The 20315-nt window shown below is 60.6% G+C and carries 18 protein-coding genes; 9 read left to right on the top strand and 9 right to left on the bottom strand.

Going from position 1 to position 20315, the window contains the following annotated elements:
• Positions 1-34 precede the first annotated feature (34 nt).
• The 6 genes from KW839_RS23255 to gatC form a co-directional block, all read right to left on the bottom strand.
• Entirely contained in the window at positions 35-415 is a 381-nt protein-coding gene (locus KW839_RS23255) for a carboxymuconolactone decarboxylase family protein (protein WP_060542962.1), read from the bottom strand.
• Complete coding sequence (locus KW839_RS23250) at positions 412-1473, bottom strand: calcium/sodium antiporter (RefSeq protein WP_060542963.1); 1062 nt, start codon at positions 1471-1473, stop codon at positions 412-414. Before KW839_RS23250 ends, KW839_RS23255 begins: the two co-directional genes overlap by 4 nt.
• Before the next feature lie 50 nt (positions 1474-1523).
• A complete protein-coding gene (locus KW839_RS23245; RefSeq protein WP_060542964.1) occupies positions 1524-1895 on the bottom strand; it encodes a septal ring lytic transglycosylase RlpA family protein in 372 nt (123 codons plus the stop codon).
• A 225-nt stretch (positions 1896-2120) separates the two neighbouring features.
• Positions 2121-3566: an Asp-tRNA(Asn)/Glu-tRNA(Gln) amidotransferase subunit GatB gene (gene gatB / locus KW839_RS23240; protein ID WP_060542965.1), complete on the bottom strand. Its 1446-nt coding sequence runs from the start codon at positions 3564-3566 to the stop codon at positions 2121-2123.
• 10 nt (positions 3567-3576) lie between these two features.
• On the bottom strand, positions 3577-5028 hold the full coding sequence (gatA, locus tag KW839_RS23235) for an Asp-tRNA(Asn)/Glu-tRNA(Gln) amidotransferase subunit GatA (protein ID WP_218425617.1): 1452 nt from the start codon (positions 5026-5028) through the stop codon (positions 3577-3579).
• Between the two features lie 16 nt (positions 5029-5044).
• Complete coding sequence (gene gatC, locus KW839_RS23230; RefSeq protein WP_007976465.1) at positions 5045-5332, bottom strand: Asp-tRNA(Asn)/Glu-tRNA(Gln) amidotransferase subunit GatC; 288 nt, start codon at positions 5330-5332, stop codon at positions 5045-5047.
• A 211-nt stretch (positions 5333-5543) separates the two neighbouring features.
• Here gatC and mreB point away from each other — a divergent pair, with 211 nt between their 5' ends.
• The 8 genes from mreB to tldD all read left to right on the top strand — a co-directional run bounded on the left by mreB (position 5544) and on the right by tldD (position 16922).
• Complete coding sequence (gene mreB / locus KW839_RS23225; RefSeq protein ID WP_002555108.1) at positions 5544-6581, top strand: rod shape-determining protein MreB; 1038 nt, start codon at positions 5544-5546, stop codon at positions 6579-6581.
• Positions 6582-6724: 143 nt separating this feature from the next.
• Entirely contained in the window at positions 6725-7846 is a 1122-nt protein-coding gene (gene mreC, locus KW839_RS23220) for a rod shape-determining protein MreC (RefSeq protein WP_218425632.1), read from the top strand.
• Positions 7846-8337: a rod shape-determining protein MreD gene (gene mreD / locus KW839_RS23215; protein ID WP_060542968.1), complete on the top strand. Its 492-nt coding sequence runs from the start codon at positions 7846-7848 to the stop codon at positions 8335-8337. Before mreC ends, mreD begins: the two co-directional genes overlap by 1 nt.
• Positions 8338-8422: 85 nt before the next feature.
• A complete protein-coding gene (locus KW839_RS23210; RefSeq protein WP_060542969.1) occupies positions 8423-9010 on the top strand; it encodes a nucleoside triphosphate pyrophosphatase in 588 nt (195 codons plus the stop codon).
• Positions 9011-9077: 67 nt separating this feature from the next.
• On the top strand, positions 9078-10535 hold the full coding sequence (gene rng / locus KW839_RS23205) for a ribonuclease G (RefSeq protein ID WP_060542970.1): 1458 nt from the start codon (positions 9078-9080) through the stop codon (positions 10533-10535).
• Between the two features lie 76 nt (positions 10536-10611).
• Complete coding sequence (locus KW839_RS23200) at positions 10612-14415, top strand: YhdP family protein (RefSeq protein WP_218425616.1); 3804 nt, start codon at positions 10612-10614, stop codon at positions 14413-14415.
• Positions 14416-14612: 197 nt separating this feature from the next.
• A complete protein-coding gene (locus KW839_RS23195; protein ID WP_218425615.1) occupies positions 14613-15467 on the top strand; it encodes a carbon-nitrogen hydrolase family protein in 855 nt (284 codons plus the stop codon).
• A gap of 12 nt (positions 15468-15479) precedes the next feature.
• Positions 15480-16922: a metalloprotease TldD gene (tldD, locus tag KW839_RS23190; RefSeq protein ID WP_218425614.1), complete on the top strand. Its 1443-nt coding sequence runs from the start codon at positions 15480-15482 to the stop codon at positions 16920-16922.
• Between the two features lie 122 nt (positions 16923-17044).
• Here the strand turns inward: tldD and yjgA are convergent, their stop codons facing one another.
• The gene (gene yjgA, locus KW839_RS23185) at positions 17045-17569 is read right to left on the bottom strand and encodes a ribosome biogenesis factor YjgA (RefSeq protein WP_218425613.1); all 525 of its coding nucleotides are present in this window, start codon (positions 17567-17569) and stop codon (positions 17045-17047) included.
• Positions 17570-17677: 108 nt separating this feature from the next.
• Between yjgA and pmbA the strand changes: the two genes are divergently transcribed.
• Positions 17678-19024 carry a metalloprotease PmbA gene (pmbA, locus tag KW839_RS23180; protein ID WP_060542975.1) on the top strand — a complete coding sequence of 449 codons (1347 nt, stop codon included), beginning with the start codon at positions 17678-17680 and terminating at the stop codon, positions 19022-19024.
• Between the two features lie 144 nt (positions 19025-19168).
• Here the strand turns inward: pmbA and KW839_RS23175 are convergent, their stop codons facing one another.
• Positions 19169-19441: an HPr family phosphocarrier protein gene (locus KW839_RS23175; protein ID WP_060542976.1), complete on the bottom strand. Its 273-nt coding sequence runs from the start codon at positions 19439-19441 to the stop codon at positions 19169-19171.
• Between the two features lie 15 nt (positions 19442-19456).
• Positions 19457-20314, bottom strand: coding sequence for an RNase adapter RapZ (gene rapZ / locus KW839_RS23170; RefSeq protein ID WP_060542977.1), 858 nt, complete (start codon positions 20312-20314; stop codon positions 19457-19459).
• Position 20315: the final 1 nt, after the last annotated feature.

Below are 20315 nucleotides of genomic sequence, written 5' to 3'. Positions count from 1 at the left end.
AGGCGTCAGATCAGGCAACCGGAATCCCAATGACTCACGTGGGTTGTTGGTAACTATCAATCACTTCCTGCGCCGCCCGAAACGCATCGATCGCCGCCGGCACGCCTGCATACACTGCGCAATGCAGCAGCGCCTCGCGAATCTCGTCCACGGTGCAACCGTTGTTCAGCGCACCGCGCACGTGACCTTTCAACTCTTGCGGGCATTTGAGTGCGGTCAAGGCGGCGAGGGTGATCAGGCTGCGGGTCTTCAGCGGCAGGCCTTCGCGATTCCACACGCCACCCCAGGCGTGTTCATTGACGAAATCCTGCAGCGGCTGGGTGAACTCGGTGGCATTGCCCAGTGCCCTGTCGACGAAGGCGTCGCCCATCACTTGGCGGCGTACTTCAACGCCGGGTTTTTTATGCTCGGTCATGGCGATTCCTTTTTATGGTGTTGGCGACGCCAGGCGCGCAGTGACGTGAATAGCAAAAACGCCACCAGCGCCGGCAAAACGAAAAACAGCATCAGGTGCTCAAGCTTGCCGGCCAGGGGCATGCCGGTGGTGAACGACACCACGTGCAGCCCATAGGCCATATAAAGGCCCAGAAACAGCAGGCCTTCGGCGCGGGTCACCCGATAGCCGGAATAAAATAACGGCAGGCACAGCACTGCCACGCCGAGCATCACTGGCAGGTCGAAATCCAGTGCATTGGGCGACACCGACAATGGCGACGGCGCCACGAGCGCCGTGAAACCGAGTACTCCCAGAAGATTGAACAGGTTACTGCCAATCACGTTGCCCACGGCGATATCGCGCTGACCACGTAGCGCGGCGATCAATGAAGTGGCCAGCTCGGGCAACGATGTACTGATTGCGACGATGGTCAGGCCAATGATGCGCTCCGACAACCCCAGATCGGTGGCGACCACCACTGCGGCCCCAAGCAGCAGGTGCCCGGCGTACACCAGCATCGCCAGTCCGGCAACGATCATCAGCAAGCTGCTGAACCAGGGTGCTTGCGTGTTGCGTCCCTGGCTCGATACCGGACGCGCCGAGTGCCGGGACTGGCGCAGCAACAGACCCAGATACAGCGCCAGTGCTATCAGCAGCACCACGCCGTCGGTCCGGGTCAGTTGTTCATTCCAGGCCAGTATGGACACCAGCAGGCTGGCGCCGATCATCAGTGGGATATCCAGGCGCACCAATTGCCGGGACACGCGCAAGGGAATGATCAGCGCAGACAACCCGAGCGTGACGAGGATGTTGAAAATGCTGCTGCCAATCACGCTGCCGACGGCGATGTCGGTGTTGTTGGCCAGGGTGGCTTGCAGGCTGACGGCCATCTGCGGGGCGCTGCTGCCGAGGGCGACGATGGTCAGGCCGATGATCAGCGGGCGCACATGCAAGCGTGCGGCCAGGCGTACGGCGGCGCGCACCATCAGTTCGGCGCCGGCTATCAGCAGGCATAGCCCGCTGAGCAATTCGATCACGCTGATCAGGGGTAGGTCGTCTAATCCGAAAATGGTTGTGGCTCCGTCTATCAGTCGAGGGCTTGCACACGAACCCGCGCGGTACCGCTCTTGACCATGCCCAGGCGTTCGGCGGCTTCGTGGGAAAGGTCGATCAGACGTCCACGGGTGTGCGGCCCACGATCATTGATGCGCACCACACAGGACTTGTCGTTTTTCAGATTGGTGACCTTCACCCGTGTACCGAAGGGTAGCTGGCGGTGGGCGGCGGTCATGGAATTCTTGTCAAAACGCTCGCCACTGGCGGTGCGCTTGCCTTGGTGTTTGGCGCCGTAGTACGAGGCTACGCCAGTTTTGTCGTAGCCATGCGGATCGACGGTGTCGGTGCTGGCGCAACCGGCCAGCAACGAGAGGAGGGCGCAGGCGCCAAGCAGACGTTTCATTCAAGGTTTTCCCGAATCTATTGTGGGACAGAGCCAATGTGGCGAGGGGGCTTGCCCCCGTTGGGTTGCGCAGCAGCCCCAATACCTGCATTCGGAGTCTATCTGACACACCGAGTTTTCAAGTATCGGGATTGCTGTGCAACCCAACGGGGGCAAGCCCCCTCGCCACAAAAGCCCGCTCCCACAGGGGGTTGGAGCCAGATTTTAGAGCTGGCTCCATTTGCATCAGCCTTCGAGCTTGCTTTTGAGCAGTTCGTTGACCTGTTGCGGGTTGGCCTTGCCTTTGGAGGCTTTCATGGCCTGGCCGACAAAGAAGCCGAACATTTTGCCGCGCTTGGCTTCATCTGCCGCGCGGTATTGTTCGACCTGCTCGGCGTTGGCCGCGAGCATTTCGTCCAGCACCGCCGAAATGGCGCCGGTGTCGGTAACCTGCTTGAGGCCGCGCTTGTCGATAATCTCGTCTGCGCTGCCTTCGCCGTTGGCCATCGCTTCAAACACGACCTTGGCGATCTTGCCGGAGATGGTGTTGTCCTTGATGCGCAACAGCATGCCGCCCAATTGCTCGGCCGAAACTGGCGACTCTTCAATGTCCAGGCCTTGCTTGTTGAGCAGGCTGCCCAACTCGACCATCACCCAGTTCGCCGCCAGCTTGGCGTCGCCGCCGATGCTCGCGACTTTCTCGAAGTAGTCGGCCTGTTCGCGGCTGGTCGCCAGAACGCTGGCGTCGTAGACCGACAGGCCGAACTGCTCCTGGAAGCGCTCGCGCTTTTGCGGTGGCAGTTCCGGCAGGGTGGCGCGCACGTCGTCGAGGAACGAGCTTTCGATCACGACTGGCAGCAGGTCCGGGTCAGGGAAGTAACGGTAGTCGTTGGCCTCCTCTTTGCTGCGCATCGGACGGGTTTCGTCCTTGTTAGGATCGTACAGACGGGTCTGCTGGATCACTTTGCCGCCGTCTTCGATCAGCTCGATCTGACGCTGAATCTCGGAGTTGATCGCCTTCTCGATGAAACGGAACGAGTTGACGTTCTTGATCTCGCAGCGGGTGCCAAACTCGACCTGGCCTTTTGGACGGATCGACACGTTGCAGTCGCAACGCAGCGAGCCTTCGGCCATGTTGCCATCGCAAATCCCCAGGTAACGCACCAGCGCGTGGATCGCCTTGACGTAAGCCACGGCTTCCTTGGCGCTGCGCATGTCCGGCTCGGAAACGATTTCCAGCAGCGGCGTGCCGGCACGGTTCAGATCGATGCCGCTGGCACCGTTGAATTCTTCGTGCAGGCTCTTGCCGGCGTCTTCTTCCAGGTGTGCGCGGGTGATGCCGACACGTTTGACCGTGCCGTCTTCCAGGGCGATGTCCAGGTGTCCCTTGCCGACGATCGGCAATTCCATCTGGCTGATCTGGTAGCCCTTGGGCAGGTCCGGGTAAAAGTAGTTTTTACGGGCGAACACGTTGTGCTGGCCGATCTCGGCGTCAATCGCCAGACCGAACATCACCGCCATGCGCACAGCTTCCTGGTTCAGCACCGGCAACACGCCGGGCATGCCCAGGTCGATCAGGCTGGCCTGGGTGTTCGGCTCGGAACCGAAGGTGGTGGAACTACCGGAAAAGATTTTCGACCGGGTGGTGAGCTGGGTATGAATCTCCAGCCCGATCACGACTTCCCATTGCATGTGTGTCTCCTCAGAAGCCGGTTGGGGTGCGGGTGTGCCAGTCAGTGTGTAACTGATACTGGTGCGCAACGTTGAGCAAGCGGCCTTCCTGGAAATACGGAGCGAGCAACTGCACGCCGACCGGCAGACCGTCGACAAAACCTGCTGGCATCGACAGGCCCGGCAGGCCCGCGAGGTTGGCGGTGATGGTGTAGACGTCTTCCAGGTACGCAGCGACCGGGTCGCTGTTCTTGGCGCCGAGCTTCCAGGCCGGGTTCGGCGTGGTTGGGCCGAGGATGATGTCGACCTCATTGAAGGCAGCCATGAAGTCGTTCTTGATCAAGCGACGGATCTTCTGCGCCTTCAGGTAGTAGGCGTCGTAGTAACCGGCGGACAGTGCGTAGGCACCGACCATGATCCGACGCTGTACTTCCGGGCCGAAGCCTTCGCCACGGGAGCGTTTGTACAGGTCGATCAGGTTGACCGGGTTCTCGCAGCGGTAGCCGAAGCGCACCCCATCGAAACGCGACAGGTTGGAAGAAGCTTCCGCCGGGGCGATCACGTAGTACGCAGGAATCGCGTGCTGCATGTTCGGCAGGCTGATTTCCTTGATCACGGCGCCGAGCTTTTCCAGCTCCTTGACGCTGTTGTGGATCAGCTCGGCGATGCGCGGGTCGAGACCGGCGCTGAAATACTCTTTCGGCACGCCGATGCGCAGGCCTTGCAGCGAGCCGTTGAGGCTGGCGCTGTAGTCTGGCACCGGCTCATCGATGCTGGTGGAGTCGTTTGCATCGAAGCCTGCCATGCCTTGTAACAAAATCGCGCAGTCTTCGGCGGTGCGTGCCATCGGTCCGCCCTGATCCAGGCTTGAGGCGTAAGCGATCATGCCCCAGCGTGAAACACGACCGTACGTCGGTTTCAGGCCAGTCAGGTTGGTCAACGCAGCGGGCTGACGAATGGAACCACCGGTGTCGGTGCCGGTAGCGGCAGGCAACAGACGAGCGGCAACCGCGGCGGCCGAACCGCCGGACGAACCGCCCGGAACGTGTTCCAGGTTCCACGGGTTTTTCACTGCGCCGTAGTAGCTCGACTCGTTGGCCGAACCCATGGCGAATTCGTCCATGTTGGTCTTGCCCAGGGTCACGGCCCCGGCAGCGGCCAGCTTGGCGACGACGGTCGCGTCGTAGGGTGCCTTGAAGTTGTCGAGCATCTTCGAGCCGCAGCTGGTGCGAATGCCCTGGGTGCAGAACAGGTCTTTGTGGGCGATCGGCGCACCGAGCAGGGCACCGCTCTCACCATTGGCCCGGCGGGCGTCAGCGGCTTTCGCCTGCGACAGCGCCAGGTCTTCGGTGAGGCTGATGAAACTGTTGAGCTGTGGATCGAGCTGGGCGATACGCGCCAGCAGGACCTTGGTCAGCTCTTCGGAAGAAAACTTTTTATCGGCGAGTCCGCGGGCGATCTCGGCCAGAGTCAATTGATGCATTGCAGGCTCTTTCCCTTTAGTCGATGACTTTCGGAACCAGGTACAGGCCGTTTTCGACCGCTGGTGCGATGGACTGGTAGGCCTCGCGGTTATTGGTCTCGGTCACGACGTCTGCGCGCAGGCGCTGGCTGGCTTCCAGTGGGTGGGCCAGCGGCTCGATACCGTCGGTATTGACCGCCTGCATTTCGTCGACCAGCCCGAGAATGCTGTTTAGGGCCGAAGTGATGTGTGGAAGATCGGCATCATTGAGGCCCAGACAGGCCAGATGAGCGATTTTTTCCACGTCGGAGCGTTCAAGCGCCATTGGGATTCTCCAGTGGAAAACAGAACGGACGGCGTCCGTGTGTTAGATTGTCGGAACACTACCGCACTTCTACGGTCATAAGGCCGCGATTGTGGGGCTTGGTGCACAGAAAAGCGGCCAATTTAACATATTGGCGCCTTGCCCAAAATCCCTGTCGTTGTTAGAGTTTGCCGCACTTTTTTACCCACGCGTTGCCTAGGGTCCCTTTCCCATGTTCAAGAAACTGCGTGGCATGTTTTCCAGCGATCTTTCCATTGACCTGGGCACTGCCAACACCCTTATTTACGTGCGCGAGCGCGGTATCGTCCTGAATGAGCCATCGGTTGTGGCTATTCGGACACACGGTAACCAGAAAAGTGTCGTAGCTGTCGGCACCGAAGCGAAGCGCATGTTGGGCCGAACGCCGGGCAACATTGCTGCCATTCGTCCGATGAAGGACGGCGTGATCGCCGACTTCAGTGTCTGCGAAAAGATGCTGCAGTACTTCATCAACAAGGTTCACGAAAACAGCTTCCTGCAGCCCAGCCCTCGTGTGCTGATCTGCGTTCCATGCAAATCCACCCAGGTTGAGCGTCGTGCCATCCGTGAATCGGCCCTCGGTGCCGGTGCCCGTGAAGTGTTCCTGATCGAAGAGCCAATGGCCGCTGCGATCGGTGCCGGCCTGCCGGTTGAGGAAGCTCGCGGTTCGATGGTCGTGGATATCGGTGGTGGTACCACTGAAATCGCGCTGATCTCCCTGAACGGTGTGGTTTACGCCGAATCCGTACGGGTTGGCGGCGACCGCTTCGACGAAGCGATCATCACCTATGTGCGTCGCAACTACGGCAGCCTGATCGGCGAATCCACCGCCGAGCGCATCAAGCAGGAAATCGGTACTGCCTACCCGGGCGGCGAAGTTCGTGAAGTCGACGTTCGTGGCCGTAACCTGGCTGAAGGCGTTCCACGCGCATTCACCCTGAACTCCAACGAAGTGCTGGAAGCTCTGCAAGAGTCCCTGGCCACTATCGTTCAAGCCGTGAAAAGCGCCCTGGAGCAATCGCCGCCGGAACTGGCTTCCGACATCGCCGAGCGTGGCCTGGTGCTGACCGGTGGTGGCGCCTTGCTGCGTGACCTCGACAAGTTGCTGGCCCAGGAAACCGGTCTGCCGGTGATCGTCGCCGAAGACCCACTGACCTGCGTTGCTCGCGGTGGTGGCCGTGCATTGGAAATGATGGATAAACACACCATGGATCTGCTCTCCAGCGAATAAGTCGCCGGATTGCCTCTATGCTGTTGAGCGCGCAGGCGGCACTTTGCAGTGCTGCCTGTTGGCGTTTATCTTCTGTCACTCTGCATCCAGGCCGGTTTGATGCCGTATGAATAAAGAAAATATTTGCCTGGGAGGAGCGGCTTATTAAACCGCTTTTCACCAAGGGTCCCTCACTGGGCGTGCGCTTGTTGGTGCTGGTCGTGCTGTCGGTCGCGCTGATGGTGTTCGATGCCCGCTTCACACTGCTCAAGCCAGTGCGTAGCCAAATGTCGCTGGTATTGATGCAGTCTTACTGGATCACCGACCTGCCGCAGAGGCTATGGCAAGGTGTCGCCAGCCAGTTTGGCAGCCGGACCGAACTCGTCGCCGAAAACGAAAAACTCAAGACCGAAAACCTGCTGTTGCAGGGGCGCATGCAGAAGCTTGCCGCCCTGACCGAGCAGAACGTTCGGCTGCGCGAGTTGCTCAACTCATCCGCGCTGGTCAACGAGAAGGTCGAAGTGGCCGAGTTGATCGGCATGGATCCCAACCCGTTCACCCATCGCATCATCATCAACAAGGGTGAGCGCGACGGCGTGATCCTCGGTCAGCCGGTGCTCGATGCCCGTGGCCTGATGGGGCAGGTGGTCGAGTTGATGCCGTATACCTCCCGTGTCCTGTTGCTGACCGATACCACCCACAGCATTCCGGTACAGGTAAACCGCAACGGTCTGCGCGCTATTGCCAGCGGCACCGGTAACCCGGAACGCCTGGAGTTGCGCCACGTGGCGGACACCGCTGACATCAAGGAAGGCGATCTGCTGGTCAGCTCGGGCCTGGGTCAACGTTTCCCGGCAGGTTACCCGGTCGCGACCGTCAAGGAAGTGATTCATGATTCCGGCCAGCCATTTGCCATCGTCCGAGCCGTACCGACCGCTGCTTTGAACCGCAGCCGTTACCTGCTGCTGGTGTTCAGCGACACCCGTACCCCGGAAGAGCGTGCCAACGACGCCGCCCAGGCCCAGGAAAGTCTGGACGCGCAGGGCGGTGGTCCGGTCATTCCGGCGACCGTGCCGAAACTGGTCAGTCCGGCCGCTGCGGTTACGCCAGCCGCTCCGGCCGCTGCACCTGCTGCCACAGCTCCGGCCGCTGCACCTGCTGCTACAGCCCCGGCAGTCACCCCGGCTAAACCGGCTGCCGCCGCTCCGGCGAAGCCACCCGCTGTCGTGAAGCCAGCTGTCAAACCGCCAGTCTCCGCGCCGGCCACTCCAGGGGGAAGAGAATAATGGCTGGTGTCAAAGCATCCCGTAACGGCTGGATAGTCTGGCTGACGTTCGCCGTCGGCCTGTTGCTCAGCGTTTCGCCGTTGCCACAATTCATGGAAGTCCTGCGCCCGCTGTGGCTGGCCTTGCTGCTGGCTTTCTGGGCGCTGGCCCTGCCGCAGAAAGTCGGCATGGCGACCGCGTGGTGCCTGGGCCTGGCTGAAGACGTGCTGTACGGCACGTTGCTGGGGCAGAACGCATTGATCCTGACCCTTATCACTTACCTGGTGCTGGCGCTGCAGCAACGACTGCGCATGTTCCCGATGTGGCAACAGAGCCTGGTGATCCTGGTGATTTTCGGCCTCGCGCAGCTGGTTCAGCTATGGCTGAGCGCCTTGACCGGCAACCGTCAGCCAACCCTGGCGCTGGTGCTGCCGGCATTGGTCAGCGCATTGCTGTGGCCCTGGATCAGTTTCGGTTTGCGCGGATTAAGTCGACGCTACAAAATCAATTGATTCGGTCAGGCATTGGCCCGCACCGGTGACGCCGCCAAAAAGGAACAGTATTGGTGAGCAGGGCACTAAACAGGGAGATGTCTCGATGAAACAGCTGTACCTCGCCTCTGGCTCGCCGCGTCGGCGTGAACTGCTCACGCAGATCGGCGTGCCGTTCGCCGCTGTCAGTGCGGACATCGATGAAACCCCCTTGCATCAAGAATCCCCACCGGCCTATGTCGAGCGGCTGGCGCGGGGCAAGGCCAGGGCCGGATACGATGCTGTGGTGTCTGAAAATCCGTTTTGTGTGCTCGGCGCCGATACCGCCGTGGTGCTCGACGGAAAAATTCTCGGCAAACCGCTGGATGAAGCCGACGCATGCGCCATGCTGATGATGCTGTCCGGTGGTGAGCATCAGGTCTTGACCGCGATTGCCGTACTCGATGGCGAGCGTTGCGAATCCCGGGTGATCACCAGTCAGGTGCGTTTTCGTGACATCAGTCGCGATGAAGCGGCGGCCTACTGGGCCAGCGGCGAGCCACGTGACAAGGCTGGAGGCTACGGTATTCAAGGCCTGGGTGCAGTGTTCGTCGCCGGGCTTGCAGGAAGTTATTCGGCGGTGGTCGGATTGCCGCTGTGCGAAACCTTCGAGTTGCTCGGCCATTTCGGCATACCCTGTTGGCAAACCCTTTAACGCGCGCTGAGCGTCGTACTGACAAGATGCGGCCATTATCGTGAACATGCCTGAGCGAGACCCTGCCATGAGTGAAGAGATCCTGATCAACATCACGCCGATGGAATCGCGTGTGGCGGTGGTCGAAAACGGTGTGCTGCAAGAGGTCCATGTCGAGCGAACGCAGAAACGCGGAATCGTCGGCAATATCTACAAAGGCAAAGTCGTGCGGGTATTGCCGGGTATGCAGGCGGCTTTTGTCGACATCGGCCTTGATCGGGCCGCGTTCATTCATGCTTCGGAAATTTCCCTGCGTGAAGGCCCGGCAGTCGAGAGCATCAGCGCGCTGGTACACGAAGGCCAGAGTCTGGTGGTGCAAGTCACCAAGGACCCAATTGGCTCCAAGGGCGCGCGCCTGACCACTCAGTTGTCGATCCCGTCGCGTTATCTGGTGTATATGCCGCGCACCGCCCACGTCGGCATTTCCCTGAAGATCGAAGACGAAGCCGAGCGCGAGCGCCTCAAGCAAGTGGTCACCGATTGCGTGGCCAAGGAAGGCATCAAGGAAGCCGGTGGTTTCATCCTGCGCACGGCGGCCGAAGGTGCCGGGGGCGATGAAATTCTCATGGACATCCGCTACCTGCGCCGCCTGTGGGACCAGATCAACGCCCAGATCAAAACCATCAGTGCGCCGAGCGTGATTTACGAAGACCTCGGCCTGGCGCTCCGCACCCTGCGAGACCTGGTGAGCCCGAAGATCGAGAAGATCCGTATCGATTCGCGGGAAACCTTCCAGAAAACCACACAGTTCGTCGCCGAATTGATGCCGGAAATTGCCGATCGTCTGGAGCACTATCCGGGTGAGCGGCCTATTTTCGACCTGTACGGCGTCGAAGACGAAATCCAGAAAGCCCTCGAGCGCAAAGTCCCGCTCAAGTCCGGGGGCTATCTGGTAGTGGATCCGGCGGAGGCAATGACTACCATTGACGTGAACACCGGGGCATTCGTCGGTCATCGCAATCTCGAAGAAACCATCTTCAAGACCAATCTCGAAGCCGCCACCGCTATTGCCCGTCAACTGCGCCTGCGCAACCTGGGCGGCATCATCATCATCGACTTCATCGACATGGAAGACGAAGAGCATCAGCGGCAGGTGCTGCGCACGCTCGAGAAGCAACTGGAGCGCGATCACGCCAAGACCAACATCATCGGTATCACCGAGTTGGGCCTGGTGCAGATGACCCGCAAGCGCACCCGCGAAAGCCTTGAGCAAGTGCTGTGCGAGCCATGCAGCTGTTGCCAGGGCCGCGGCAAGCTCAAGACCGCCGAAACCATATGCTACGAAATCTTCCGGGAAATCCTGCGGGAGGCTCGCGCCTATGAGGCGGAAGGCTATCGTGTATTGGCGAACCAGAAAGTCGTCGACCGCCTGCTTGATGAAGAGTCGGGCAATGTCGCCGAGCTGGAAGGATTTATCGGGCGCACCATTCGCTTTCAGGTAGAAACCATGTATTCCCAGGAACAATACGACGTGGTGTTGCTCTGAATCCCTACGTTGCAACCGTTCCACAAAGGCTGGCCTCAGCTTTTTGCAAATTTTTTTGCCATGGGAGCCATCCGACATGGACCGTCTGACACGCATTTTGGCCGCACTGATCCGCTGGGGTCTGGGCCTGTGCGCGTTGGTTTTGGTGGTGATGGCGCTCTATGTCAGCCTCGGGCGAGAGCTGACGCCGCTGGTGGCCGAATACCGTGGCGAAATCGAAACCAGAGCCACCCAAGCCTTGGGCATGCCGCTTCAGATTGGCGAACTGGAAGGCAACTGGAGCGGGCTCGCCCCCATCCTTTCCGCTCATGATGTGACGGTCGGCGACGGCGCCAACGCACTGCACCTGGAAAAAGTGCGCGCCGTTCCGGACCTTTGGGGCAGCTTGCTGGCGCGTGAAGTGCGGATCGCTCATCTGGAGCTCAATGGCCTGAAAATCAGCCTCAAGCAAGGTGATGACGGTCGGTGGTCCCTGGAAGGCTTGCCGGTGAAGGACGACCAGCCCCTCGACCCGGAACAGTTGCTCAATCGTATGCAAATGATTCAGCGGTTGTCGGTACTCGATAGCCAGATCACTTTGCAGCCGTGGGGAGAATCGCCGCTGACCCTGAAGTACGTCGGCTTGAACCTGAAAACCGGTCCTTCCCGTCAACGCCTGGATGCCCGCTTGACCCTGCCCGATGGTCAGCCGGTAGCCATGAGCCTGCGTACGCGCATTCGTGCCAGCCATTGGAAAGACGGCGAAGCGCAGGTTTATGTGAGCCTGCCGCAAAGCGACTGGTCGAAATGGTTGCCTGAAACCCTGACCCAGCAATGGAATTTCTCCGAGTTCAAGGCTGGCGGCGAGCTGTGGCTGAACTGGAGCGAGGGTGCCATGCAGAGCGGCGCTGTGCGACTGAACGCGCCGCAACTCAAGGGGGCCTACGCCGAACGCAAACCGATCCAGATCCACAATCTGGCGCTCAACGGCTATTTCCAGCGCAGCAGCGAAGGTGTGTTGGTGAGCCTCGACTCCCTGGCCATGAACTTTGGCGAGACCCGCTGGGAAACGCATCTGCAGCTCAAGCAAAGCGCCGCCACCGACAAGTCCTTGGAACTCTGGCACCTGCAAGCGGATCGACTCGACCTCACGCCACTCACGCCGTTGCTCAACGCCTTGGCGCCATTACCAGAGGGGCTGGCCAAGACGGTCGAGCGTCTCAAAGTCATTGGCAGCCTGCGTAACGTGCTGATTGATGTTCGTCCCAACGCTACCGACGACAGCAAGCTCAGCTTTGCCGCCAACCTCGATCAGGTGGGCTTCGACGCCTATCACGGCGCCCCGGCGGCACGAAATGTCACGGGCAGCATCAGCGGTGACCTGGGGCACGGGGAATTGCGCATGGACAGCAAGGATTTCATGCTGCACCTGGACCCGATATTCGCTAAACCATGGCAATACATTCAGGCCAATGCACGGTTGACCTGGAAGCTCGACAAAGACAGTTTCACCCTCGTCGCGCCGTATCTGAAGGTGCTGGGCGAAGAAGGCAAGATTGCCGGCGACTTCCTGATCCGTCTGTTTTTCGATCCCGCCCAGGAAGACTACATGGACCTGCGTGTGGGCATGGTGGAGGGCGATGGTCGCTATACCGCCAAGTATCTGCCGGCAGTCCTCAGCCCGGCGCTGGATGGATGGTTGCGCACAGCGATTCTCAAGGGCGCGGTGGATGAAGGTTTCTTTCAGTACCAGGGATCGTTGAATCACGGCGCGGCGGAAACGGCGCGCAGTATCAGTCTGTTTTTCAAAGTGCACGATGCCGAGTTGGCGTTCCAGCCGGGCTGGCCGCACGTCAGCAAGGTCACAGGTGACGTGTTCGTTGAAGACAGCGGAGTGCGGGTGCTGGCCAGCAAGGGCCAACTGCTCGACACCCAGGTCAGCGACGTTTACGTCAACATTCCCCATGTGCCTGACGGGCAGAACGTTCATTTGTTCCTCGATGGCGGTTTTTCGGGTGGATTGGGCGACGGCCTGAAAATCCTCAAGGAAGCGCCGATCGGAACTGCCGACACCTTTGCCGGCTGGGAAGGCGAGGGTGAACTGCAAGGCAAGCTCAAGCTGGATATTCCATTGGCCAAAGGCGAGGAGCCGAAAATTCTCGTCGACTTCAAGACCGCCAAGGCGCGCTTGAAATTGGCCGAGCCGCCACTGGAATTGACCCAGCTCAAAGGTGATTTCCGTTTTGACAGCACCAAGGGTCTGAGCGGGCAAAACATCAGCGCGAGAGCCTTCGACAAACCGGTGACCGCGCAGATTTTTGCCGATGGCCGCGCCGGCAAGCTTAATACCCGTGTCACCGCTTCCGGTCAGGTCGAGGTGAAGAAACTCAGCGAATGGCTGAGTGTGACCCAGCCGCTGCCGGTCAGTGGCGTGATTCCCTATCAACTGCAACTGACCCTCGACGGTGCCGACAGCCAGTTGATGGTCAATTCCAGCCTCAAGGGGGTGGCGGTGGATCTGCCGGCGCCGTTCGGGCTGGCGGCCGATGCCGGGCGCGATACGACATTTCGCATGACATTGCAGGGCGAAGAGCGACGCTATTGGGTCAACTACGCCGATCTGGCGAACTTTACCTTTGCTGCCCCTGCCGGCAACTTCGGCGATGGTCGCGGGGAGCTTTTCCTGGGCGGTGGCAATGCGGTTTTACCCGGAACAAAGGGCCTGCGGATACGGGGTGAACTGTCTGAGCTGGATGTTGGCCCGTGGAAGGATCTGCTGGACAAGTACGCCGGCCAGGACCCCACCGGCAGTGCCAAGCAATTGCTCAGCGGCGCGGACATCAAGGTCGGCAAGCTCAGTGGCATCGGCACGACCCTCGATCAGGCATCGGTTCAACTGACACGTAAGCCGGCGTCCTGGGCGCTGCAACTCGACAGTCAGCAGGTCAAGGGCAGCGCGGCTGTTCCCGATGCGAGTGGCGCGCCGATTGTGATCAATCTGCAATACGTGCGCCTGCCGGCACCGGACCCGACCGTGCTGGCCGATGAAAACTCACCGGACCCGCTGGCCTCGGTGGACCCGACGAAAATCCCGGCGATGGACATCACCATCAAGCAGTTGTTACAGGGCCAGGACCTGGTGGGCGCCTGGTCACTGAAGATTCGTCCGACGGCCAAGGGCATCGTCCTGAATGCGCTGGACCTGGGCCTCAAGGGAATCATGCTGGCGGGCAGCGGTGGTTGGGAAGGCAAACCCGGAGCGAGTTCCAGCTGGTACAAGGGCCGGATCAGCGGCAAGAATCTCGCCGATGTGCTCAAGGGCTGGGGCTATGCACCGAGCGTCACCAGCCAGGAGTTCCATATGGATGTCGATGGGCGCTGGCCGGGTTCCCCGGCATGGCTGGCGACCAAGCGCTTCTCCGGTACCCTCGATGCTTCGCTCAACGAAGGTCAATTCGTCGAGGTAGAGGGTAGTGCTTCTGCGTTGCGAGTGTTTGGCCTGCTCAACTTCAACTCGATTGGCCGGCGCTTGCGCCTGGACTTCTCCGACCTGTTCGGCAAGGGCTTGAGCTATGACCGGGTCAAGGGCCTGCTGGTGGCGGACAACGGCGTGTACGTCACCCGTGAGCCAATCCGGATGACCGGTCCTTCGAGCAATATTGAACTCGATGGCACCCTGAACGCAGTGGCCGACCGGATCGACGCGAAACTGCTGGTGACCTTGCCGGTCACCAACAACTTGCCGATCGCCGCATTGATCGTCGGCGCACCGGCCATCGGCGGCGCGCTGTTCCTGATCGACAAGTTGATCGGTGATCGCGTGTCCCGTTTCGCCAGTGTGAAATACACCGTCAAGGGGCCCTGGAAAGAACCGCAGATCACCTTCGACAAACCTTTTTGAGAAACCATTTTCCGGACCTATGGAGTAGCATGGTCATAGTCCATCGCTTACCCCTGTAGGAGCGAGCCCGCTCGCGATGGACGTGAACGATTACGCGTGCTACCTGAAACAGCTCAGTTTCAATTTCATCGTCGGACTGCCACCGCGCAACAAGCTCGCTCCTACAGGTATGTAATGATCTCGATAAGGAACAGGCCATGTCGGTAGCGGTGATACAAATGGTCAGTCAGAGCGATGTGCTGGCCAATCTGGCCCAGGCCCGCCGCCTGCTGGAGCAAGCGGCGCAAGGCGGCGCGAAGCTGGCTGTCCTGCCGGAAAACTTCGCCGCCATGGGCCGGCGCGACATCGCCGACATCGGCCGGGCCGAAGCGCAGGGCGAAGGCCCGATCCTGCCCTGGTTGAAACAGACCGCGCGCGACCTCAAGTTATGGATAGTGGCCGGCACCTTGCCGTTGCCGCCGGTGGATCAACCGACGGCCAAGGTGCATGCCTGCTCGTTACTGGTCGATGATCAGGGCGAAATTGTTGCGCGCTATGACAAGTTGCACCTGTTCGACGTGGATGTGGCGGACAATCGTGGCCGTTATCGCGAATCCGATGACTATGCTTATGGCAGCGGGGTAGTGGTGGCGGACACGCCGGTCGGTCGCGTCGGCCTGACGGTTTGTTATGACCTGCGCTTCCCCGAGTTGTATAGCGAATTGCGTGCCGCCGGGGCGGAGTTGATTACTGCACCGTCGGCGTTTACCGCGGTAACCGGTGCGGCGCATTGGGACGTACTGATCCGTGCTCGGGCCATCGAGACTCAATGTTATGTCCTCGCGGCTGCCCAGGGTGGAACACACCCGGGGCCGCGGGAAACCTTCGGGCATGCCGCCATCATCGACCCTTGGGGGCGAGTGCTGGCGCAACAGGACCAAGGTGAAGCCGTGCTGCTGGCCGAGCGTGACAGCAGCGAACAGGCGTCCATCCGGGCGCGGATGCCGGTGTCCAGTCACCGGCGCTTTTTCTCGCAGGGCGCCCGGCGACCTGCATCAGAACGACGAATTTAAGGCGTAAAGCATATGAGCGAGTTGTTGTCCTCAGTCAGTGAACACCTCCTGGCGCCCGGCGGCGTGACGATCGAGAGCTTGCAAGGCGTGCTCGGCGATCTGGCCGGCCCGGGCATCGATGCCGCCGACCTGTATTTTCAGGGGCAGATATCCGAGTCCTGGGCCCTCGAAGACGGCATCGTCAAGGAAGGCAGCTTCAACCTTGACCAAGGGGTCGGCGTGCGCGCGCAATCGGGTGAGAAAACCGGTTTCGCCTACAGCAATGCCATCACGCTGGAAGCCCTCGGGGCGGCAGCGCGAGCGGCCCGTTCGATCTCACGCGCGGGGCAAAGCGGTACCGTCCAGGCCTTCACCACCCAGGATGTGGCCCAGCTGTACGGTCCGGATAATCCGCTGGAAGTCCTGACCCGCGCTGAAAAAGTCGATTTGCTCAAGCGCGTCGACGCCGCAACCCGCGCCCTGGATCCACGCATCCAGCAGGTTACCGTGAGCATGGCCGGTGTCTGGGAACGGATTCTGGTGGCCTCCACCGACGGCGGCCTGGCGGCGGATGTGCGGCCATTGGTGCGCTTCAACGTCAGTGTGATCGTCGAACAGAACGGCCGCCGCGAACGCGGCGGCCATGGCGGTGGCGGGCGGACCGATTACCGTTATTTCCTCGGCGAAGACCGCGCCATGAGCTACGCCCGCGAAGCGTTGCGCCAGGCCCTGGTCAACCTCGAAGCCATCCCGGCACCGGCGGGTACCTTGCCGGTGGTGCTTGGGTCCGGTTGGTCGGGCGTGCTGCTGCATGAAGCCGTCGGCCATGGTCTGGAAGGCGACTTTAACCGCAAGGGCAGTTCCGCCTATAGCGGGCGCATGGGTGAAATGGTTGCGTCGAAACTCTGCACCATCGTCGATGATGGCACCCTGGTCGGCCGTCGCGGATCACTGAGCGTGGACGATGAAGGCACCCCGACCGAGTGCACCACGCTGATCGAAAACGGCGTACTCAAAGGCTACATGCAGGACAAACTCAACGCGCGCCTGATGGGCGTGGCCCGTACCGGCAACGGTCGGCGTGAATCCTACGCGCATCTGCCGATGCCGCGCATGACCAACACCTACATGCTCGGTGGTGAAAGTGACCCGGCGGAAATCATCGCCTCGGTGAAGCGTGGCATCTACTGCGCCAACCTCGGCGGCGGTCAGGTGGACATCACCAGCGGCAAGTTCGTGTTCTCCACCAGCGAGGCTTATCTGATCGAGGACGGCAAGATTACCGCTCCGGTCAAAGGCGCGACCCTGATCGGCAACGGTCCTGAAGCCATGAGCAAAGTGTCGATGGTCGGTAACGACCTGGCGCTGGACAGCGGTGTGGGGACGTGTGGCAAGGACGGGCAGTCGGTGCCGGTGGGTGTCGGTCAGCCAACGCTGAAGATTGATGCAATTACCGTGGGTGGCACGGGCGCATAAGGGGATACCCCTGTAGGAGCGAGCATGCTCGCGATGGACGTCAACGATAACGCTGGCGTCCTGACACCCAGCGGTGTCATTGAGTTCATCGCGAGCATGCTCGCTCCTACAGAGGGCGGGGCTCAGCGCAGACCGCGTTGAGTCTCGTCCAGTTCACGGATGTACTTGAAGATTTTACGGCTGGAAGCAGGAGGCTTGTTTTGCGCAACCTCGTGCTGGGCCTGACGGACCAGGGAACGCAATTGCTGGCGATCCGCGTCCGGGTATTCGACGACGAATTTTTCCAGTACCGCGTCGTCGCCGGCGATCAATCGATCGCGCCAGCGCTCCAGGTTATGGAAACGTTCGTTGTATTGGCGAGTGGAGGCATCAAGTTGGTCGAGCAGAACCAGAATGGCGTCAATGTCCTGATCGCGCATCAGTTTGCCGATGAACTGAAGGTGCCGTTTACGCGCGATATTCGCGGTGTGCTTGGGCGCATCGGCCAGAGCCCGGCGCAATGCGTCGGTCAGGGGCAGTTTTGCCAGCAAGTCAGGCTTGAGTGTTGTAAGGCGCTCGCCGAGGTCAACCAGAGCATGCAGCTCGCGTTTAACCTGGGATTTGCTTTTTTCTCCCGTATCGAGGGAGTCATCGTAAGAATCAACCATGGTGGCCGTCCGCAAAGAAACGCCGCCATGATAACCAGTCGGGGGCCGCTTGTCCGGCCCGGTCGCTCGATGACCGTTACCGAAAGCAGAATTTGAGTGGAGAACAGCATGAGTGCAGTTGAAAGCGTCGGCCCACAAGCGTTGCCGGCACTGCAGGAACAAGTCGAGCAGATCATCGCTGAAGCCAAGCGCCAGGGCGCCAGTGCCTGTGAAGTCGCGGTGTCCCTGGAGCAAGGCCTGTCGACCACGGTGCGCCAGCGTGAAGTCGAAACGGTCGAGTTCAATCGCGACCAGGGCTTTGGTATCACCCTGTACGTCGGCCAGCGTAAAGGCTCGGCCAGCACCTCGGCCAGCGGTCCGGACGCGATTCGCGAAACCGTCGCCGCCGCCCTGGCCATCGCCAAACACACCTCGGAAGACGAGGCCTCGGGCCTGGCAGATGCCGCGCTGATGGCCAAGGACCTGGCGGATTTCGACCTGTTCCACCAATGGGATATCACCCCGGAACAGGCCATCGAGCAGGCCCTGGCCTGTGAAGCGGCGGCGTTTGCGGCCGATAGCCGGATCAAGAATGCCGACGGCACCACGCTCAATACCCATCAGGGCTGCCGTGTCTATGGCAACAGCCACGGGTTTGTCGGTGGCTATGCGTCGACCCGGCACAGCCTGAGCTGCGTGATGATTGCCGAGGCCGACGGTCAGATGCAGCGCGACTACTGGTACGACGTCAATCGCCAGGGCAACTTGCTGGCTGACCCGGTGAGCATCGGCCAGCGTGCCGCGCAACGCGCAGCCAGTCGTCTGGGCGCGCGTCCGGTGCCGACCTGCGAAGTACCGGTGCTGTTTTCCGCTGAATTGGCCGGTGGTCTGTTTGGCAGTTTCCTGTCGGCGATTTCCGGTGGCAGCCTGTATCGCAAGTCATCCTTCCTCGAAGGCACCCTGGGCCAGAAGCTGTTTCCGGAGTGGCTGACCATCGATGAGCGTCCACACCTGATGCGTGCCATGGGCAGCGCCGCGTTCGACGGTGATGGCCTGGCGACCTATGCCAAGCCGTTCGTCGAAAAAGGCGAGTTGGTGTCCTACATCCTTGGCACCTACTCCGGCCGCAAGCTCGGCATGCCGAGCACCGCTAACGCTGGCGGCGTGCACAACCTGTTCGTCACCCATGGCGATGAAGACCAGGCGGCCTTGCTGCGCCGTATGGGGCGCGGCCTGCTGGTCACCGAGTTGATGGGCCAGGGACTGAACATGGTCACCGGCGATTATTCCCGTGGAGCGGCGGGTTACTGGGTCGAGAACGGCGAAATCCAGTTCGCGGTGCAGGAAGTGACCATCGCCGGCAACATGCGCGACATGTTCAAGCAGATTGTCGCGGTCGGTAATGATCTGGAGCTGCGCAGCAACATTCGCACGGGTTCTGTGTTGATCGAGCGGATGATGGTGGCGGGTAGCTGATTCCCGGTCGCAACACAAAAGGCGCGTCACCCATCGGGTGGCGCTTTTTTTTAGATCAAAAAATCGCGGCCTTCGTCAGTTCCTGCAAGTAATCCAATGCAGGAGCTGCCGAAGACTGCGATCTTTTGATCTTGATCCTGACTGTTACTCGCCTTCGTCGAAGAAGTTGTTGATCAACGCCACCAGCGCGGCCAGCGCTTCATCTTCCTGCTCGCCTTCAGTACTCAAATGAATCGTTGTGCCTTTGCCAGCCGCGAGCATCATCATGGCCATGATGCTTTTGCCATCGACCATCGACGTGGGTGTGCGACCGGCCCGGATCTGGCACGGGTACTGACCTGCCACCCCAACAAATTTCGCAGAAGCGCGGGCGTGCAGCCCCAGCTTGTTGATGATTTCGATTTCCAGAGCAGGCATCGCGGTGTGAATCCTTTAGCTGAGGTCGCGGTGGCGAACCTGGACGTTCTTCAGAGATTGTTGCAGGACCTGGCCAAGACGTTCGGTCAGGTACACGGAGCGGTGATGCCCGCCGGTGCAGCCAATGGCAATGGTGACGTACGCGCGGTTGCTGGCGGCAAAACGCGGCAGCCACTTTAGCAGATATGTGGAAATATCCTGGAACATCTCTTCGACATCCGGCTGCGCTGCCAGGTATTCGGCAACCGGCTGATCGAGACCGGACTGCTCGCGCAATTCCGGTTTCCAATAGGGGTTTGGCAGGCAGCGCACATCGAACACCAGGTCGGCATCCACCGGCATGCCGCGCTTGAATCCGAAAGACTCCACCAGAAACGCGGTGCCGGGTTCCGGCTGGTTCAGCAGGCGCAGCTTGATGGCATCGCGCAGCTGATACAGGTTCAGGCTGGTGGTGTTGATTTTCAGGTCGGCGAGGTCAGCGATGGGCCCGAGCAGAAGGCTCTCGACGCTGATGGCTTCGGCCAGCGAACGGTTGGCATTGCTCAGTGGGTGGCGCCGGCGGGTTTCCGAGAAGCGCTTGAGCAGGGTCTCTTCGTCAGCGTCCAGGTACAGGACATCGCAATGGATATGGCGACTGCGAACTTCCTCGAGCAGGTCGGGAAAGCGCGACAGGTGGCTTGGCAGGTTGCGCGCGTCGATGGATACGGCCACCAGCGGCTGAGTCAGTTCAGTGTGGATCAGCGCTGTTTGCGCGAGTTCCGGCAGCAGCCCGGCAGGCAGGTTGTCGATACAGTAATAGCCGTTGTCCTCGAGTACATCGAGGGCGGTACTTTTACCTGAGCCGGAACGGCCACTGACGATGATCAAGCGCATG

The organism is Pseudomonas sp. PDM31, assembly GCF_019218965.1.
Taxonomy (GTDB): domain Bacteria; phylum Pseudomonadota; class Gammaproteobacteria; order Pseudomonadales; family Pseudomonadaceae; genus Aquipseudomonas.
Note: the sequence above shows the minus strand (reverse complement) of the source record. Positions and strands in the feature narration are given on the sequence as shown.

Excerpts from the sequence above, each read along its gene's own strand:
- pmbA (WP_060542975.1), top strand. The coding sequence starts at position 17,678 with ATGAGTGCAGTTGAAAGCGTCGGCCCACAAGCGTTGCCGGCACTGCAG.
- mreB (WP_002555108.1), top strand. The coding sequence starts at position 5,544 with ATGTTCAAGAAACTGCGTGGCATGTTTTCCAGCGATCTTTCCATTGAC.
- KW839_RS23200 (WP_218425616.1), top strand. The coding sequence starts at position 10,612 with ATGGACCGTCTGACACGCATTTTGGCCGCACTGATCCGCTGGGGTCTG.
- rapZ (WP_060542977.1), bottom strand. The coding sequence starts at position 20,314 with ATGCGCTTGATCATCGTCAGTGGCCGTTCCGGCTCAGGTAAAAGTACC.
- rng (WP_060542970.1), top strand. The coding sequence starts at position 9,078 with ATGAGTGAAGAGATCCTGATCAACATCACGCCGATGGAATCGCGTGTG.
- gatA (WP_218425617.1), bottom strand. The coding sequence starts at position 5,028 with ATGCATCAATTGACTCTGGCCGAGATCGCCCGCGGACTCGCCGATAAA.
- tldD (WP_218425614.1), top strand. The coding sequence starts at position 15,480 with ATGAGCGAGTTGTTGTCCTCAGTCAGTGAACACCTCCTGGCGCCCGGC.
- gatC (WP_007976465.1), bottom strand. The coding sequence starts at position 5,332 with ATGGCGCTTGAACGCTCCGACGTGGAAAAAATCGCTCATCTGGCCTGT.
- KW839_RS23195 (WP_218425615.1), top strand. The coding sequence starts at position 14,613 with ATGTCGGTAGCGGTGATACAAATGGTCAGTCAGAGCGATGTGCTGGCC.
- KW839_RS23210 (WP_060542969.1), top strand. The coding sequence starts at position 8,423 with ATGAAACAGCTGTACCTCGCCTCTGGCTCGCCGCGTCGGCGTGAACTG.
- yjgA (WP_218425613.1), bottom strand. The coding sequence starts at position 17,569 with ATGGTTGATTCTTACGATGACTCCCTCGATACGGGAGAAAAAAGCAAA.
- gatB (WP_060542965.1), bottom strand. The coding sequence starts at position 3,566 with ATGCAATGGGAAGTCGTGATCGGGCTGGAGATTCATACCCAGCTCACC.
- mreD (WP_060542968.1), top strand. The coding sequence starts at position 7,846 with ATGGCTGGTGTCAAAGCATCCCGTAACGGCTGGATAGTCTGGCTGACG.
- KW839_RS23245 (WP_060542964.1), bottom strand. The coding sequence starts at position 1,895 with ATGAAACGTCTGCTTGGCGCCTGCGCCCTCCTCTCGTTGCTGGCCGGT.
- KW839_RS23255 (WP_060542962.1), bottom strand. The coding sequence starts at position 415 with ATGACCGAGCATAAAAAACCCGGCGTTGAAGTACGCCGCCAAGTGATG.
- KW839_RS23175 (WP_060542976.1), bottom strand. The coding sequence starts at position 19,441 with ATGCCTGCTCTGGAAATCGAAATCATCAACAAGCTGGGGCTGCACGCC.